This window comes from Stenotrophomonas sp. Nf1 (assembly GCF_003028475.1).
GTDB lineage: Bacteria > Pseudomonadota > Gammaproteobacteria > Xanthomonadales > Xanthomonadaceae > Stenotrophomonas.
In genome coordinates this window covers 169,814-185,936 of the sequence record NZ_PYTV01000010.1, presented here as the reverse complement: position 1 = coordinate 185,936, position 16,123 = coordinate 169,814, and the positions used below count along the sequence as shown (strand labels likewise).

Annotated in this window: 10 protein-coding genes and 1 tRNA gene; 4 read left to right on the top strand and 7 right to left on the bottom strand. The window is 66.3% G+C overall.

Features of this window, described 5'->3' with window-relative positions; all coding sequences use genetic code 11:
- The first annotated feature begins 56 nt into the window (after window positions 1-56).
- Window positions 57-260 carry a carbon storage regulator CsrA gene (csrA, locus tag C9412_RS17650; protein WP_004152909.1) on the top strand — a complete coding sequence of 68 codons (204 nt, stop codon included), beginning with the start codon at window positions 57-59 and terminating at the stop codon, window positions 258-260.
- A gap of 78 nt (window positions 261-338) precedes the next feature.
- Window positions 339-431, top strand: a tRNA-Ser gene (locus C9412_RS17645).
- Window positions 432-551: 120 nt separating this feature from the next.
- Here C9412_RS17645 and C9412_RS17640 read toward each other — a convergent pair.
- Entirely contained in the window at window positions 552-2,882 is a 2,331-nt protein-coding gene (locus tag C9412_RS17640) for a TonB-dependent receptor (protein WP_107232813.1), read from the bottom strand.
- A 202-nt stretch (window positions 2,883-3,084) separates the two neighbouring features.
- Between C9412_RS17640 and C9412_RS17635 the strand changes: the two genes are divergently transcribed.
- Window positions 3,085-3,567 carry a LuxR family transcriptional regulator gene (locus C9412_RS17635; RefSeq protein ID WP_107232812.1) on the top strand — a complete coding sequence of 161 codons (483 nt, stop codon included), beginning with the start codon at window positions 3,085-3,087 and terminating at the stop codon, window positions 3,565-3,567.
- 53 nt (window positions 3,568-3,620) lie between these two features.
- On the opposite strand, the gene aceE is transcribed toward C9412_RS17635, so the two are convergent.
- The 5 genes from aceE to C9412_RS17610 all read right to left on the bottom strand — a co-directional run bounded on the left by aceE (window position 3,621) and on the right by C9412_RS17610 (window position 13,430).
- Window positions 3,621-6,293, bottom strand: a complete 2,673-nt coding sequence (gene aceE / locus C9412_RS17630) for a pyruvate dehydrogenase (acetyl-transferring), homodimeric type (RefSeq protein WP_107232811.1) — start codon at window positions 6,291-6,293, stop codon at window positions 3,621-3,623.
- A gap of 253 nt (window positions 6,294-6,546) precedes the next feature.
- Window positions 6,547-8,655 carry a phospholipase C, phosphocholine-specific gene (locus tag C9412_RS17625; protein WP_107232810.1) on the bottom strand — a complete coding sequence of 703 codons (2,109 nt, stop codon included), beginning with the start codon at window positions 8,653-8,655 and terminating at the stop codon, window positions 6,547-6,549.
- Between the two features lie 8 nt (window positions 8,656-8,663).
- Window positions 8,664-11,042 carry a TonB-dependent receptor gene (locus C9412_RS17620; RefSeq protein ID WP_107232809.1) on the bottom strand — a complete coding sequence of 793 codons (2,379 nt, stop codon included), beginning with the start codon at window positions 11,040-11,042 and terminating at the stop codon, window positions 8,664-8,666.
- Window positions 11,043-11,160: 118 nt separating this feature from the next.
- The gene (locus C9412_RS17615; protein ID WP_107232808.1) at window positions 11,161-12,087 is read right to left on the bottom strand and encodes a c-type cytochrome; all 927 of its coding nucleotides are present in this window, start codon (window positions 12,085-12,087) and stop codon (window positions 11,161-11,163) included.
- Window positions 12,084-13,430: a cytochrome c gene (locus tag C9412_RS17610; protein ID WP_107232822.1), complete on the bottom strand. Its 1,347-nt coding sequence runs from the start codon at window positions 13,428-13,430 to the stop codon at window positions 12,084-12,086. The genes C9412_RS17615 and C9412_RS17610 overlap by 4 nt, the downstream gene beginning before the upstream one ends.
- Before the next feature lie 183 nt (window positions 13,431-13,613).
- Between C9412_RS17610 and C9412_RS17605 the strand changes: the two genes are divergently transcribed.
- The gene (locus C9412_RS17605; RefSeq protein ID WP_107232807.1) at window positions 13,614-14,732 is read left to right on the top strand and encodes an alpha/beta fold hydrolase; all 1,119 of its coding nucleotides are present in this window, start codon (window positions 13,614-13,616) and stop codon (window positions 14,730-14,732) included.
- A gap of 81 nt (window positions 14,733-14,813) precedes the next feature.
- Here the strand turns inward: C9412_RS17605 and C9412_RS17600 are convergent, their stop codons facing one another.
- Window positions 14,814-15,953 (bottom strand): MFS transporter, encoded by a 1,140-nt coding sequence (locus C9412_RS17600; RefSeq protein WP_107232806.1) that lies wholly within the window; start codon window positions 15,951-15,953, stop codon window positions 14,814-14,816.
- Window positions 15,954-16,123 lie beyond the last annotated feature (170 nt).

The following is a 16,123-nucleotide window of genomic DNA, read 5'->3' as shown; positions in this document are numbered from 1 at the left end:
GAGCGTCAAGCCGGTGGGGGATACCCTTCCACACGGTTCCATGGAGACTTACAAAAATGTTGATCCTGACTCGCCGCGTCGGCGAAACCCTGATGATCGGTGACTCGGTGAGCGTCACCGTGCTTGGCGTCAAGGGTAACCAGGTGCGTATCGGCATCACCGCGCCGAAGGACGTCGCTGTGCATCGCGAAGAGATCTACCAGCGCATCCAGCGCGGTGACGAAGCCGGTGGTACCGGTAGCGAAAATTCTGCCGAATAACGCTTTACCTTCGCACTCGATTAACGTTATGATTCACGCCCCGCTGAGGTGCAACGCACCAGACGCGGAGAACACCCCGGAGTGATGCCCGAGTGGCCGAAGGGGCTCCCCTGCTAAGGGAGTATAGGGTCAAAAGCTCTATCGAGGGTTCGAATCCCTCTCACTCCGCCAGATACAAAGAAGCGCCTGCAGATCCCCGATCTGCAGGCGTTTTTCTTTGCGCGGATGCAGGAACCCGGCGTGCCATCCAGCGGTCATCGATCGCTGGATGGCGGCCGGATCAGGCTCTGCTCAGAGCTTCACCGTCACACCCACCTGGAATCCGCGCCCCGGCAGTGGCGCGATGTATTTCAACGGCGAGTTGTGCGGGCGCGCTTCCTCGTTGAGCAGGTTGCTGCCGTTGACGAACACTTCCATGCCGGCGATGTAGGCGTTGCGTACCGGCAGTTCGCGGCTGACCTGCAGATCGACCAGGTTGAACGCATCCAGCGGAATCTCCTCGCTGACGTTGCGGCCGAGGTACTTCTGGGTGTCGTAGTAGGTGCTGGACAGCTGCGCCTTCCAGCCCTGCCGCTGCCATTGCAGGTTGGCGCCGTAGCGGTTGGTCGGCATGTTCGGCAGGTATTGGCCATCATTGTGGGCGCGCAGTGAATCGGGCCGGTCGGCCTGGTTCTTCACCAGGTCGGCGAAGGCGGACATGTTCAACGTGCCATAGCGTCCGAGGTCCAGCGCCTGCGATGCATCGATCTCGAAGCCCTTCACCGTGGTGTCGGTCTGCTTCCAGTACTTCAGCGGCAGGCGGTTGGCCATCTGCGCGCCGGAATGGCCGAGGTAGAGATAGTTCTCGTAGCGCATCCGGTAGGCGGTCGCCGACAGTTCGAATCCACCCAGGTGGAACAGGCCGGTCAGCTCCAGATTCTTCGCACGCTCCGGTTCGAGATTCTGGTTGCCTTCTTCCTGGGTCATCACCGAGTAGTGCGCGTTGCTGGCATACAGCTCGTTGATCTCAGGGGCGCGTTGCGATGATGAGTAGCGCAGCTTCGCCGCGAACAGCGGACCCAGCTCGACATACGAACCGAGGCTGTAGCTGTTGAGCCGGTAGGAACGGTCCTGCAGTTTCGTGTTGGCGGCATTGCGCGAGGTCTTGAAACGGCTGGGCTGCAGTGCGTGGTCGACGCGCTCATGGCGCGCGCCGGCATCGAAGGTGGCCCAGCCGAAATCCAGCGTTTCCTTCAGGAACACCGCATCGCTGCGGCTGTTGACGTCGGGCAGGTAGCGCAGCGAGCCACTGCCGGTGACGTCGCGCGACTGACGGCTCACACCCAGCAGACCACTGAGCGGCCCGATCCGCTGGTGGCTGAGCAGCAGTTCGGCCAGGGTACTCTGGAAGTCGTAGTCGTTGGCCCTGGAAGCACCGAGCCGTTCGCCCGAGGTGTTGTCCAGTCTTGAAACGCGCAGTTCGGCGCGTTCGAACCCCGGCAGTGGATCGCGCAACAGCGCCTCCAGTGCGTAGCGCTGCTGCTTGATCACCACGCCCACCGGCAGGCCGTCGGCGTAGTTGGAACCAAACGAGAGATTCTGCATCGAGAAGCCGGGCACGCCGTACTCGCTGTCCTTGGCATCGATGCTGACACCAACGTAGCCACGGTCGAAGAACAGGGTCGAGCCGAGCGCCACCTGCGAGTTGCGCGCGTAGCTGTTGCCCAGCCGGTGGTGATAGTTGGGCGTCACGTCATTGTTGACCTGCTTCTGCACGTAGGACGGCGTGCCGGCGACGTAGGCAGGATTGACCGGATTGATATAGGTGCGGCGCTGCCAGACCGAGGTCGGGTTGTTGGTGTAGAACGAGAAATCGCCGTCGGCCCAGTCCGGGTTCTCGGTCATGAACTGGTCGATATACGGCTGCGAGGCCTTGTTGTAGATCTGCTGCACACGCGCCTCCTTCTGGCAGCTGTCAGCCAGAGCGGAGTTGACGCCACCGGCGGCCGGGAACAGGCGGGTGTTGCAGACGCCGGCCTTGCTGTCACCGGGGATGTCGTAGTGCGAGATGCGCTGGCGCGAGACCTGCAGGTTGGTGGAGAGATTGCGCTGGTTGTTGAAGTTCATGCGGAAGCCCTGCGCATCGGCCGCGTTGAAGCCTTTGCGCAGGACCAGCTCCATCGACTGGTCCTTGTCTTCCATGGTGCGCGAGATCAGGCCGGAGTCGATCTCGACGCTGCCGCCGATCGCGTTGCCGCCATGGCGCACCGTATCGGAGGACTTGTTGACGGTGACACTGCGCACGAACAGCGGATCGAAGGGAATGTTGATGTCACCACTGATCGCATTCATGCCCAGGATGGACTGGCCGTCCTGCAGGATCTGCACGCGGTTGCCGCTGAGGCTGCGGATGACCGGCGCACCTGCGTTGGGCCCGAAGGCGCTGCTCTGCACCCCGGAGACATGTTCGAGCAGGTTGCCCAGGGTACGGTTCTGCGCCTGTGGGTTGTCGACGGTGACCCGGCTGTCGATGCGCGAGGGCTGGGTGGCCTCGACCCGCAGGGTAGGGAGGGTAGGTTCGTCCGCAGCATGGGCGCTGTGGACGGCGAACAGAATGGCTGCAGCAAGCAGGTGGCGACGCATGACACGCTCCGTGAAAATGGCGTGAAATGTTATAACGTAACTATTTGTGGCGACAAGTGACACAGTGACCGCTGCAAGCGCCCGGGCCGGGTGCCCCTGTTCATCTGGACGGCTTGCCTGGCGCCCCGCCAGCGCGCACGATCCGGGTCACTGCGCAGCGCCACGCACGCGCAGGCCCTTCTTCACTCGAACGGAGCATCGTATGAAGCTGTTGTCCGTGCTGTTGCTGTCCGCGCTTTCGCTGCCGGCCGCGTCGCTGCAGGCGGTGGAGGCTGCGCCTTCGCCGCTGTTGGGTCGCTGGTCGCTGGATGTCTCCACCTCGGCGCTGCCCGTCGCGCAGCGCCCGAAGCAGGTGCTGCTGGAGTTCCGGGACGCCGGCGCCGGCCGCTGGAGTTCGCACGTGGATATCGTGCTGCACGACGGCAAGACGATGAAGTCCGATGGCACGCTTGCGCTGGATGGCACGCCGGGGGCCCTGTCCGGCACGTATGGCGCAGACAAGGCGAATCTGAAACTGCCGGCACCGAACACGCTGGTGATGCAGCTGGTGGACCATGGCACGCCGGCCTCCACGCGCATCTATACGGTGGCAGCCGACCACGCGACGATGACCGAGACCAAGGCGTTCTACGGCCACGACGGCACGCCGATCCTGCAGACCAATCTGTTCAAGCGCATGCCGTAGGGCCGTAGCCAGCTCGCCTGTGCAGCGTCGATGCGCAGGCGTGATGCACCGAGTCAGGGCGCCGCAGGATCGGGCTTGCCGGCATCGATGCCGTAGCGGTCGATCGCTTCCTGCATGCGCGCGCGTTCGATGCGGCCTTCGTCGGCCAGCGCCTTCAGCGCGGCCAGCACGATGAAATGCCGGTCTACTTCGAAGAAGGTACGCAGCGATTCACGCGTATCGGAGCGACCGAAGCCATCGGTGCCGAGCGCGATGAAACGGCGATCGTTGATGAAGGGACGGATCTGATCGCCGACGATCTTCATGTAGTCGGTGGCCACCACCACGGGGCCGTCATGGTTCTGCAGGCACCGCTGCACGTAGGGCAGGCGTGGGTCTTCGGCCGGATGCAGCAGGTTCCAGCGCTCGGTGGCCAGGCCATCGCGGCGCAGTTCGGTCAGGCTGGTCGCGCTCCACACCTCGCTGGCAATGCCGAAATCCTGCCGTAGCAGCTCGGCCGCCGCTTCCACTTCGCGCAGGATCGCGCCGCTGCCCATCAGCTGCACGCGAGGCTGTGAGGCGGTCCCGGCCGCGGCGGCGTGCAGCAGGTACAGGCCCTTGAGGATGCCGGCCTCGGCGCCCTCGGGCAATGCCGGTTGCGGGTAGTTCTCGTTGAGCACGGTGATGTAGTAGTAGATGTCTTCCTGCTCGACATACATCCGGCGCAGGCCGTCGTGGATGATCACCGCCAGCTCGTAGTTGTAGGTCGGGTCGTAGGACACACAGCTGGGAATCACCGAGGACAGTACGTGGCTGTGGCCATCGTCGTGCTGCAGGCCTTCGCCCATCAGCGTGGTGCGACCGGAGGTGGCACCGAGCAGGAAACCGCGGGTGCGCGCATCGGCGGCGGCCCAGGCCAGGTCGCCGACCCGCTGCAGGCCGAACATCGAATAGAAGATGTAGAACGGAATCGTGGCCAGGCCGTGGTTGCTGTACGCGGTGCCGGCAGCGATCCACGAACAGATCGCGCCGGATTCGTTGATGCCTTCCTGCAGGATCTGGCCATCCTTGGCTTCCTTGTAGTAGCTCAACTGGCCCGCATCCTGCGGGGTGTACAGCTGGCCCAGGTAGGAATGGATGCCGATCTGGCGGAACAGGCCTTCCATGCCGAAGGTGCGTGATTCATCGGGCACGATCGGAATCACCCACTTGCCCAGCTCCGGGTCCTTCAGCAGGCGGGTGAGGATGCGCACGAAGCCCATGGTGGTGGACTGGCCGCGCTCACCGCTGCCCTGCAGCTGGCTGTTGAAGATCGACAGTGGGGGCAGCGGCAGCGGATCGACCTTCGCCAGCCGCGCCGGCAGCTGGCCACCCTGGAGGCGGCGGCGCTCGGCGAAGTAGATCGCTTCGGCACTGCCGGGTTCGGGGCGCAGGTAGGGCATTTCCTCCAGCTGCTCGTCGCTGACCGGCAGGTTGAACCGATCGCGGAAGGCACGGACCGCATCGGCGCTCATCTTCTTCAGCTGATGGTTGATGTTCTGGCCTTCGCCGGCTTCGCCCATGCCGAAGCCCTTGACCGTCTTGGCCAGGATCACGCTCGGCCGGCCGCTGGTATTCACCGCCTGCTGGTAGGCGGCGAACACCTTCTGCGGATCATGGCCACCACGCGCCAGCGCCCAGATCTCGTCGTCGCTGATGTGCGCGACCAGCTCCAGCAGTTCGGGGTAGCGGCCGAAGAAATGCTCGCGTACATAGGCACCGCTCTGCGACTTGAACGTCTGGTAGTCGCCGTCCACGCATTCCATCATGCGCTGGCGCAGCAGGCCGCTGTGATCGCGTGCCAGAAGTTCGTCCCAGCCACTGCCCCAGATCACCTTGATCACGTTCCAGCCAGCGGCGCGGAAGGTGCCCTCCAGTTCCTGGATCACCTTGGCGTTGCCCCGTACCGGACCATCCAGGCGCTGCAGATTGCAGTTGACCACGAACACCAGGTTGTCCAGCCGCTCGCGGCCGGCCAGCGAGATCGCCGCCAGTGATTCGGGCTGGTCCATCTCGCCATCGCCAAGGAAGGCCCAGACCTTGCGGCCCTGGTGTTCTTTCAGGTCGCGGTATTCCAGGTAGCGCATGTAGCGCGCCTGGTAAGCGGCGGTCAGCGGGCCAAGGCCCATCGATACCGTGGGGAACTGCCAGAATTCCGGCATCAGGCGCGGGTGTGGATACGAGGACAGGCCCTCACGACCGGCTTCGCGGCGGAAGTTGTCCATCCGTGCCGGGTCGATGCGGCCCTCCACGTAGGCGCGGCCATAGATGCCCGGCGCGGAGTGGCCCTGGATGTAGATCATGTCGCCGTCGAAGGTGTCGGTGCGGCCACGGAAGAAGTGATCGAAGCCGACGTCGTACAGCACCGCCGCCGACTGGTAGGTGGCGATGTGGCCGCCGACGTTGGAATGCTTGCCGGCACGCAGCACCATCACCATCGCGTTCCAGCGGATCATCGCGTTCAGGCGGCGCTCGATGGCAAGGTCACCGGGGTAGGCCGGCTGCCGTTCGGGCGGAACGGTATTGATGTAGGCGGTCCAGGCCCGGGTGTGCAGGTCGCCATGCTGTTGTGCGTCGAGCTCGCTCAGCTGGTCGATCAGGTAGTGCGCACGCGGCCGGCCACCGGACTGCAGCACCGCCTCCAGCGATTCACGCCACTCGCGCGTTTCCAGCGGATCGGTATCGAAGGGAGTGTGGGTTTGGTTCATGACGGTCTCCAGAGGGCGCCGGTGGGACCGCTGCCTGGGTGACCACCGAGGAGACAAGCGTAGGTGCGTGACTGGATTGCAGGTAGACGGGCGCGGCTTGGGTCTGCGCCAATCCAGTGTTGCTGCGCTTTTGTAGAGTCGAGCGATGCTTGACTGCTTTTCGATCATTGGCCGGAACAAGCAGTCGAGCAACGCTCGACTCTACAAGGGCGCGGCCGCCTCGTCGTGCCCGACGCCGCAAAGGCATGATTGCTCAATCGTGCTCGAAGCGTAGCGGCTCGCTGCCCATCGCCGGGTCGCTGGTTCCCGGGCGTCCATCTTCGGCGCGCCCGGCCAGGCGCAACTGGCTCTGGCCCGCGCCGATGCTCAGGTCATACCACCCCGCCGTGGGCGCTGCATCCCATGCCAGCGTGGTTTCCGCACGGGCGGGCAATGTCAGCGTCTGCTCGGGCATATGCCCGGCGTAGGCGCCGGCCTGCACGCGCAGCGGCTGCGCAGCGTTCCCCAGGTTGCGCAGGTGCAGGCGCAACTGGCCATCGGCGCGGTCGAGTACCGCCTGTACGGTCGGGCCCTTGGCCGCACCCTGGAAATGCCGGTGGAATCCGTTCGGGCCCAGCAGCCACAGATCGTAGCGACCCTGCGCATCAAGCGGCCAACGCTCCCGCAGCGGGGTGCCCGGCACGAGTGTGTAGCGGCGGGGTATCGCATCAGGACGCAGCCGGTCGTAGACATGCAGCACCGCCGCTGCGCCTTCGCAGGACAAGGACAGATCCAGGCCTGAGGCGTCGAGCGACGCAATCGATGCCTGTGGCCGGTAGGGCAGCGCCCGCGCCGGTCGCACACCGCTTTCCTGCTTCGCCGGTTTCAGTCCTTCCGGCAACGTTGGCACGGTGCGCCCAGGCAGGGCGGCGGCACGGGCAGCCACCGCGCTCACGTCGGGCAGGCCGCGCACGAACGGGCGGGTGTCGCGCTGGGCGAAGTCGAACGCGCCGGTCAGATCACCACAGACCGCGCGGCGCCACGGCGAAATGTCCGGGGCAGCCACACCGAAGCGGCGTTCGATCAGTCGTATCACCGAGGTGTGGTCGTACACCTGGGAATCGACCCAGCCCCCCCGGCTCCACGGCGAGATCACATACAGCGGCACGCGCGGGCCCAGCCCGTAGGGGCGTCCGCGCAGTTCGGCGGCATCGTATTTTTCGTCGCCCGGTGCCGGGTGGCGGTGGTACTCGCCCTCGGTGCTGACCGACGACGCACCCGCCCAGCCACCGTTCATTGCTGAGGGAGGGGCCGGTGGCGGCATATGGTCGAAGAAGCCGTCGTTCTCGTCGAACATCAGCAGCAGGGCGGTGCGGCTCCACACCTCCGGATCGGCAGTCAGCGCGTCCAGCACGCGTGCGGTATAGGCCGCGCCCTGGGCCGGGCTGGAGGGGCCGGGGTGTTCGCTGCCGGCAGCATCAGCGATGATGAAACTGACCTGCGGCAGGCGCCCGTCGAGCACGTCCTGGCGCAGTTGCGTCAGCCCACGGGTGCTGACCCCGCGCGCGCGCAGCTGCGGGTCATGCCCGGGTGCAGCGCTGTAGGCGCGACGGAACGCCTCGAAGCCGGCCAGCGGGTTGTCGGTGAAGTTGTCGGCCATGTCCTGGTAGATCTGCCAGGACACGCCGGCTTTCTGCAGGCGCTCGACATGGCTGGTCCAGCGGTACGACGCCGGATGCCCGCCGTGTTCGGGGAAGTTGTCATGCGAGTTGGCGATCACCGGGCCACCGGCGCGGGCCTGTGCATCGTTGTGACCGGTCCACAGGAACACCCGGTTCGGGTTGGTGCCGGCCTGCATCGCGCAATGGTAGGCATCGCAGATCGTGAACGCATCGGCCAGCGCGAACTGGAACGGCAGGTCACTGCGCTGGAAGTAGCCCATCGAGTGGTTCTGCTTGGCCTTCGGCCATTGCCCCATGCGGCCGTGGTCCCAGGCGCGCTGCGCATCGGGCCAGGTATGCGGCGTGCCTTCCACGCGCATGTAGCCGAAGTGCGCGGCGGTATCGAGCGGGAAGGGCGCGATCGCCCGCTTGCCGCTGGCATCGGGCTGCAGCCACAGGCTGCGCATGCGCCCACCGGCTTCCAGCGCGGCGGCCGGGGCGACGAAACGGTCGCCGAAACCGCGCACCCCCGGCAGCGTGCCGAAGTAGTGGTCGAACGAACGGTTCTCCTGCATGAACACCACAATGTGCTGCAGGTCTTCCAGGCTGCGCGTCTGCGCGGCGGGGGCGATCGCTGCGGCCCGGGCGATGCTGGGCAGCAGTGGGGAAAGGCCGGCGGCAACGCCGGCCTGCAACAACCGGCGTCGGCCGATATCGGTCACGGGCTCACTCACAGGTCCACACGGAAGGAGATGCCGACGGTGCGCGGGGCGCCGATGAAGGCGTTGTCGCGGCCGTCCACCCCCGCAAGATACCGCTTATCGGTGAGGTTGCTCACCACCAGGTTGGCGCCCATGCCCTTCAGGCGCGGCGACAGGCCCTGCAGATCGAAGCCGATGTTGGCGTTGAACACCGTGGCCGAGGGCAGTTTGTTGACGTTGGCGGCGTCCAGATAGCGCGTGCCCAGGTAATGGCCGGACAGACCGAAGTTCCAGTTGGCGCCCTGCCAGTCGGCCGACAGCACCAGGGTGTTCTCCGGCTGGCCGATCACCTTGGCGCCGTCGACGATGCCCAGCTGGGCATCGCGGGCGACGTTGCCGCTGCCCAGGTACTTGGAACGGTTGTAGGTGTAGGCGGCATTGATCCGCCAGCCGTTGTCCCAACCATAGCCGAACGCTGCTTCCAGGCCGTTGCTTTCCACGCCACCGAAGTTCTCGTAGACGCCGTCGGTCTCGCCCAGGTAATCGATGCCGCTGACGAAGCCGGCCGGCAGGTAGACGATGCGGTTGTCGAACTTGATGTTGTACAGCGTGACCGAGGCGGTCAGCGGCCAGCGGCTGATGCGCATGCCCACTTCGATGTTGTCGGCGGTCTCCGGCTCGACGTTGCGGAAGCGCTGCGGGTCGGTTTCACCAAGCACGCCGGACGGAATCGCGGCGAAGTTCTGCGAGAAGCCGGCGAACAGCTCCATGCCCTCCACGCCAGGCGCCCAGGTAAAGCCGGTCGACAGCAGCGGATCGGACTTGGAATCGGAGGTGACGTGCTCGCTGGCACCGATCACGCGGCGGCGCGACTGGTCGACGAAGAACTGCTTCACGCCCACGCGCGCGCTGAACGGGCCGAAGCGCGCCACGTCCTCGACGTAGTACATCTGCTCGTCAACCTTGTACTTGTCCTCGAACTGCACCCAGTACGGCTGGTGGTCGAAGTCGATGCTCTGGCCGACAGCGAGCAGGCGGTGCCAGTCGCGGCGCGCCGAACGGTCCAGCTTCTCCACCCACAGGCCGCCACGGATCGTGTTGTCGACCGCGCCGAAGGTCTGCCGCCACTCGACGTCGGCGGTCATGCCCATGCGGTCGTTGTCGTAGTGCGTGTGGCGATACGACTGCGCGCCCAGCACGTTGCCGGCGTAGCAGTTCGGGTCGTACTCGGCAGTGAAGCCCAGCCGTGGCGTGCAGCTGGCCAGGCGCTGCGCGGCGCTGCCATCGGGATTGACGAAGAAGATCTGGCCGCGGTTGCTGCCGCCGTACACCGTCTTGCCACCGATGTACTCCGCTTCGGGGCGGCCGGCGCCATCGTCGCTGACCTGCGCCAGGTACGGCGGCAGCCAGTCGCCCCGGCCCTGCATGCGATGCCCATAGGCGGCCATCGAGGCCTTGAAACCATTGCCGCCGTCAAAGGCTGCGCGCAGGTAGCCGAAGGTGTTTTCGCGCAGGGCGCGCGAACCGGAACGGTAGTTCTGGTCCAGGTACGGGATGCCGGTCAGGGTGCCGACCAGGTTGTCGCGCTCCGGGTTGGTGGCAAACCCCTTCGGCGAAACGCTGGTGTATTCCGGCTCGTCGGCATCGTTGTAGGAGAGGTAGCCGGTCAGTGTCCAGCGGTCGAGTTCGGTGATGAACTTGCCGGCGATGTGATCGTTGCTGGCGTGGCCGGTGCCATCGATCCAGTCGTGCACCTTCGACGAGGAGGCGCTGACCCAGGCGCGGGTATGGCCCCCGAGCAGGCCGGTGTCGTAGCGCACGTAGTACTTGCGTGCATCGTTGTCACCGGCGCCGACCACGAAACGCAGCCGGCTGTCCTGCAGTGGATCGCTGGTGAGGAAGTTCAGCGTGCCGCCCAGCGCCTCGTTCGAACGCGAGGAAATATCTGCCGTACCCTGGCTGACTTCCACCGTTTCCAGGTCCAGGGTGTCGATGTAGCGGTTGGCCAGCGAGCCGCCGCCGTAGCCCGAACCGCCGTTGGGCAGGCCATCGATGGTGGTGCCGATCTGCTGCGTGTCGCGGTTGGTGACGAAGCCGCGCATGCTGATCTGGGTGCCCCATACCGACGAACCGGTGGCATCGGCCTCGCTGACCACCACCCCTGGCACCTCGTTGAGTGCATCGTTGACGCTGCTCATCACCGTCTGCCGGTTCAGGGTTTCCGCGCGTACCGAGGTCTTGGCGTAGCTGGTGGCCTGGCCGATCACCTGCACCTGGTCCAGGGTACGGGCATCGCCGCTGCGCGCTTCGGCCGCCTCGCCCTGCGGTGCCTCGGCCAGGGCGTCCAGTGCAGGGGCGATCAGCAGGGCAAGCAGCGAGACACGGGGAAAGCGCGCAATCGTTCGCATCGAAACCGGACCTTCAGCAGAGGGAAGCCCCGGAGTGTCGGCAGCGCCAATGACATCGGCATGACGTGAAGATGCAGGAATCGTGTTGTGTGACGGCGGCGACGGCCTGTGGCGTTCTTCAGTAGCGCGCGTCCCTGGGTTTCGGATCGCGCGGCCAGTCCTTGTCCTTGTTGGCGAAGTCCGGGCGCGGCTGGTTGATGAAGTAGCTGGCGATGTCCACCGCGTCCTGGTCGGGCATCACCTGTTGTCCCAGCGGTGGCTCGCGGGTCACTGCCGGCGGCATGTTGTGCTTGATGAAGCCGGCGGCCTTGTACAGGCGCGCCATGCCAGCGCCGATGTTGAAGCTGTGGTCGCCCCACAGCGGTGGGAAGGCGATGTCACCGCTGGCGTCGCGGCGTCCTTCGCCGCTGTCGCCGTGGCACGCTGCGCACTGCACCGCGTACAGCGCCTGGCCGCGGATCGGGTCCGGGGTCAGCGTGTTGTCGATGGGTCCTTCGCTGGGGGCGGCCACCTTTGCACCGTCTGGCACAGGGCTGCTCAACCACGCCATGTAGTCGAGCATCGCGCGCATCTGCGGCGAATCCTTCGGCAGCGGCTTGCCGTTCATCGAACGCTGCAGGCAGCCGTTGATGCGCTCGGCCAGTCCGATCACCTTGCCCGGACGCGGCATGTAGCGCGGATAGGCACCGCCACCGGTGTTGAAGTAGTGGTTGCCGAACGGCCGTTTGCCCTCGGCCATGTGGCACGAGTTGCAGTTCAGATCGTTGCCGACGTTGTCCGGCAGCAGGCGTGCGGTTTCATTGAGCAGGCGGCGGCCGAGCATCACCGATTCGGCGTTGCCCAGCGCGCTGATTTCTTGGGCGCTGGGCGGTTGGTAGTGCCCGATCACCGTGCCGCGTGCATCGAGGATATCGAGCGTACTGGCCGCAGCGGCATCCAGATCCGGGTACAGATGGCGATGGGCGAGGGTGCCGGCGATGGCCAGCAGCGCGGCGGCCATCGCAGCGCCGAGCAATCTGCGGGAACGTCTGCGCGAACGCTTCATCGTGCGGCCTCCTGCGGAACGTAGTGCAGCGGTTTGTCGCGCACCACCCGGCGCATCCGCGCCACGTCGACCTCGCTCACCGCGCTGGCCTGGTTGCCCCAGCTGCTGCGGATGAAGGTCAGGATCTGCGCCAGCTGCGCGTTCGGCAGCTGCTCGAAGCCGGGCATGGTGAAGGCCATGCGGTCATGCGGCGTATGCGGCGTATGGCCGCCGATCAGGGTCACCTGCACCAGCGAACTGGGATCATCGGCGAACACGATCGAGTTGCCGGCCAATGCCGGATAGACGCGCGGCATGCCGCGGCCATCGGCACGATGGCAGGCCTGGCAGTGCTCGGCATAGGCCAGCGCACCGGCCACGCGGTAGTCACCGTTGCGCAGCGCTGCGGTGGTGGTGTCGGCTGCGGGCGACCACTGCGCGCTGCGTCCTCCGCGCGCGGGCAGCTGTTTCAGATAGCGCGCCATCGCCAGCAGGTCGGCGTCGGACAGGTACTGCGTGCTGTGCTCGACCACATCGGCCATGCCGCCGAAGGCCGCCGAGCGATCGGTGCGGCCGGTGCGCAGGAAGTCGACGATCTCGCGTTCGCTCCAACTGGCCAACCCGGTCGATTCATTGCGCAGGTTCTTCGCATACCAGCCTTCCAGCACCGAACCGGACAGGAACTGGCGGCTGCCATCGTCGGCCATCGCCTTTTCCTGGAAGGCCAGGCCACGCGGTGTGTGGCAGGCACCGCAGTGAGCCAGGCCTTCCACCAGTTCGGCACCACGCTGCTGGCCGGCGTCCAGCGAGGGATCCGGGCTGAAGCTGCGCGGGCGTGCGAACAGCAGCTGCCACCATGCCAGCGGCCAGCGCGTGTTGGCCGGCCAGGGAATCGTGCTGTCAGCGTTGCGCTGTTTCACCGGCTGCACCGAACCCATGAAGTAGGCGTACAGCGCTCTGATCTCGGCATCGCTGGCGATCACGTAGGAGGCATACGGCATCGCCGGGTACAGCGGTTGGCCGTCATGGCGGATGCCGCGGCGTACGGCGCGCTCGAAATCGGCGTAGTCGTAACCGCCGATGCCGGTTTCGGGATCGGGCGTGATGTTGGTCGAGTAGAGCGTGCCCATCGGCGTCTGCATGCCGAGGCCACCGGCGAACGGCTTGCCACCCGGTGCGGTATGGCAGGCCGCGCAGTCGGCGGTGCGCGACAGGTACTGGCCTTGCGCGATGAGCGCCGGATCGTGGATGTCGACCTGCGCCGTCTGCCGTGGCGCGAACCAGTAGGGCGTGGTGCGGGCGATGCCGTAGGCGGCGGCCACGGTGGCGGCCAGGGCAAGGGCGAGCTTGAGCGAGGTGCGCATGGCGGCACTGTGGGCATTGCTGCGCGCGCGTTCATTGATCCGGATCAATGCCTGAATGGATACAGCCTGTGCACCAAGCTGAATCGTTCCTGCGCTGTCATCAAGCCGTCATCCGGCTGCGATAGATGGCCCGTGCCCGCGTCGCTAACCTGCCACGCTGTCGCACCTTTCCCCTGATTGCCCATGAAGCGCTTGCTGCTGTTGCTGCTGGCGTGCGCCGGCCTGTGGCTGGCCGCATGCTCCTCTTCGATCAATGCCTCATCCACCTCGCTCGCCGATCGGTTGATCGCGCCGGGTGGCGTGTCGACGCTGCTTGATCGCCCGCGCATCGCCGCGGCCATCGCTGAACTGCCCAACCGCCACGGCTTCGCACCGGGTCGCGACGGCGTGCCGATCTTCTGGCGCGTGTTCGATCCGGGCGACTACGGTGCGCGTTATCGCTATCTGCCGCAGCGTCACGAGAACGGCCTGCCGCTGGATACCGGCCTGAGCCTGGCCGTGCCGCAGCCGTTCCGCGCACAGGCGCCGCGCGGCACCGTGGTGCTGCTGCACGGCTGGATGATGAACGGTGATTCGATGCTGCCGTGGTCGCTGCAGCTGGCCGAATCCGGCTACCGCGTGGTGACCCTGGACCTGCGCAACCATGGCCAGTCCGGCGCCGGCCCGTCCGGCTATGGCACCTATGAATCGGACGACGTGGTCGATGTGATCGGCGAGCTGCGCGCGCGTGGTGAAGTAACGGGTCCGCTGTATCTGTTCGGTGTGTCCTATGGCGCCGCCACGGCGGTGTTCACCGCCGACAAGCTGGGCGACCAGGTGGCCGGCGTGGTGGCGATGGAGTCGTTCGCCAATGCCGGCGTGGCCATCCGCACGATGATCCCGCACCTGATGGGCCTGCAGCCGGAAGGATTGAAGGCGCAGGCGGTGGCCTCCTACGCGCGCTGGCGCTATGGCGGCCAGGACATCAACCAGGTGATCGCCGCCGCCAGCCGCCGCATCGACGTCGATCTGGACCGCGTGGACGTGGCGCGTGCGCTGGCCGATACCCGCGCCTGCGTGCTGCTGCTGCACGGGCAGGGCGACCAGCACATCCCGGTCAGCCAGGGCCGCGAGCTGGCGCAGGCCAATCCGCGCGCGCACTACATCGAGATGCGTGGCGAAGACCACATCACCCTGCCGCTGCGGCTGGACCTGCTGGCCGGCGTGGTCGACGACTGGATGGCGCGCGACGAACACCACCCGAAGAGCGCCTGCCCGGCACCACAGCTGCCGGCCCAGGCCGAATGGCTGGCCCACCGCTGAAAAAAGGGGACGGAGGGAATTAAGTCGTTTCCCGCACACACGCGGCAGAAACGACTTAATCCCCTCCGTCCCCTTTTTCTGTCAGGGCAGGCGGCGTGCCAGTGAGCGGGCGGACGCGGCCACGCCGAGCAGCAGTGCGGCCACGCACAGGAAGGCGAAGCCGAGGCTCGTGGCATGTGCCAGTGCGCCAATCGCGGCCGGGCCGGCGAGGATGCCGGCGTAGCCCAACGTGGTGACCGCGGTGATCGCGATGCTCTCGGGCATCACCCGCTGCTGGCCGGCCATCGAGAACAGCGCCGGCACGATATTGGCGCAGCCCAACCCGACCAGCACGTAGCCCGCCAAGGCCATCGGGAACGATGGCACCAGCGTGGCCAGGCCAAAACCGGCCGCCGCGGTGATGCCACCGATGACGATCGTGCGGGTGCGGCCGAGGCGCTCGACGATGCCATCGCCGAACAGGCGCATCGCGGTCATCGCCAGGGTGAACACCGCGAAGCCTGCGCCGGCCTGGTCGCGCGGCACCTGCCGTACCTCGGCCAGGAACACCGCGCTCCAATCCAGCATCGAGCCTTCGCCGAGGAACACCACGAAGGCCAGCACGCCGATGAACAGCACCACGCCATGTGGCAGCGCCAGCAGTGGCCCCTCATGCAGGATCCGTTGCGGGCGCCAGTGTGGCGCCGCGAGCACCGCCACCAGCAGCAGGGCCGTCACCGAGGCCAAGGCAGCCATCCACAATGGCGTTCCAAGCACCAGCAGGCCGGTCATGCAGCCCGCACCGACGAAGCCGCCGATGCTGTAGAACGCATGGAAACCGGACATCATCGGCCGCCCAGCATCGCGCTCGACCGCCACCGCCTGCATGTTCATCGCGCAGTCCAGTGCGCCCACGCCGGCGCCGAATACGAACAGGGCCGCGCCCAGCGCCAGCGGTGACGGTGCCAGCACCAGCAAGGGCAGGGCGCCCAGCATCATCGCGCAGGTGATCACCATCACCCGCCGGCACCCCAGCCGACCGGTCAGCGCACCCGCCAGCGGCATCGCCAGCAGCGAGCCCAGGCCGAGGCACAGCAGCACCGCGCCGAGGCTGGCATCGGACAGCCCGGCCTTGGTCTTGGCGTAGGGCACCATCGGCGCCCAGGCGGCAGTGGCGAATCCGGGGATGAAGAAGGCGGCGCGGGTTGCGTGCTGCTGGGCGCGGGGGGATGAGGGCGTCATGCGTGATGGAGATCTCCAGGGAATGCAGTCATGGAAACGTTTTCAGTCGAGATCGGCAAGTGCCATGGATGACATCGGACGACGCATACGATTGCATCGCGTCACCAGTGGTTAACGCCACACGGGGACAGTGGCGGCACGGTCGGCATTCCGCCGCCCGCTGCCGGAGA

Coding starts and splice junctions, on each gene's coding strand:
- csrA (WP_004152909.1), top strand. CDS start 57: ATGTTGATCCTGACTCGCCGCGTCGGCGAAACCCTGATGATCGGTGAC.
- C9412_RS17640 (WP_107232813.1), bottom strand. CDS start 2,882: ATGCGTCGCCACCTGCTTGCTGCAGCCATTCTGTTCGCCGTCCACAGC.
- C9412_RS17635 (WP_107232812.1), top strand. CDS start 3,085: ATGAAGCTGTTGTCCGTGCTGTTGCTGTCCGCGCTTTCGCTGCCGGCC.
- aceE (WP_107232811.1), bottom strand. CDS start 6,293: ATGAACCAAACCCACACTCCCTTCGATACCGATCCGCTGGAAACGCGC.
- C9412_RS17620 (WP_107232809.1), bottom strand. CDS start 11,042: ATGCGAACGATTGCGCGCTTTCCCCGTGTCTCGCTGCTTGCCCTGCTG.
- C9412_RS17615 (WP_107232808.1), bottom strand. CDS start 12,087: ATGAAGCGTTCGCGCAGACGTTCCCGCAGATTGCTCGGCGCTGCGATG.
- C9412_RS17610 (WP_107232822.1), bottom strand. CDS start 13,430: ATGCGCACCTCGCTCAAGCTCGCCCTTGCCCTGGCCGCCACCGTGGCC.
- C9412_RS17605 (WP_107232807.1), top strand. CDS start 13,614: ATGAAGCGCTTGCTGCTGTTGCTGCTGGCGTGCGCCGGCCTGTGGCTG.
- C9412_RS17600 (WP_107232806.1), bottom strand. CDS start 15,953: ATGACGCCCTCATCCCCCCGCGCCCAGCAGCACGCAACCCGCGCCGCC.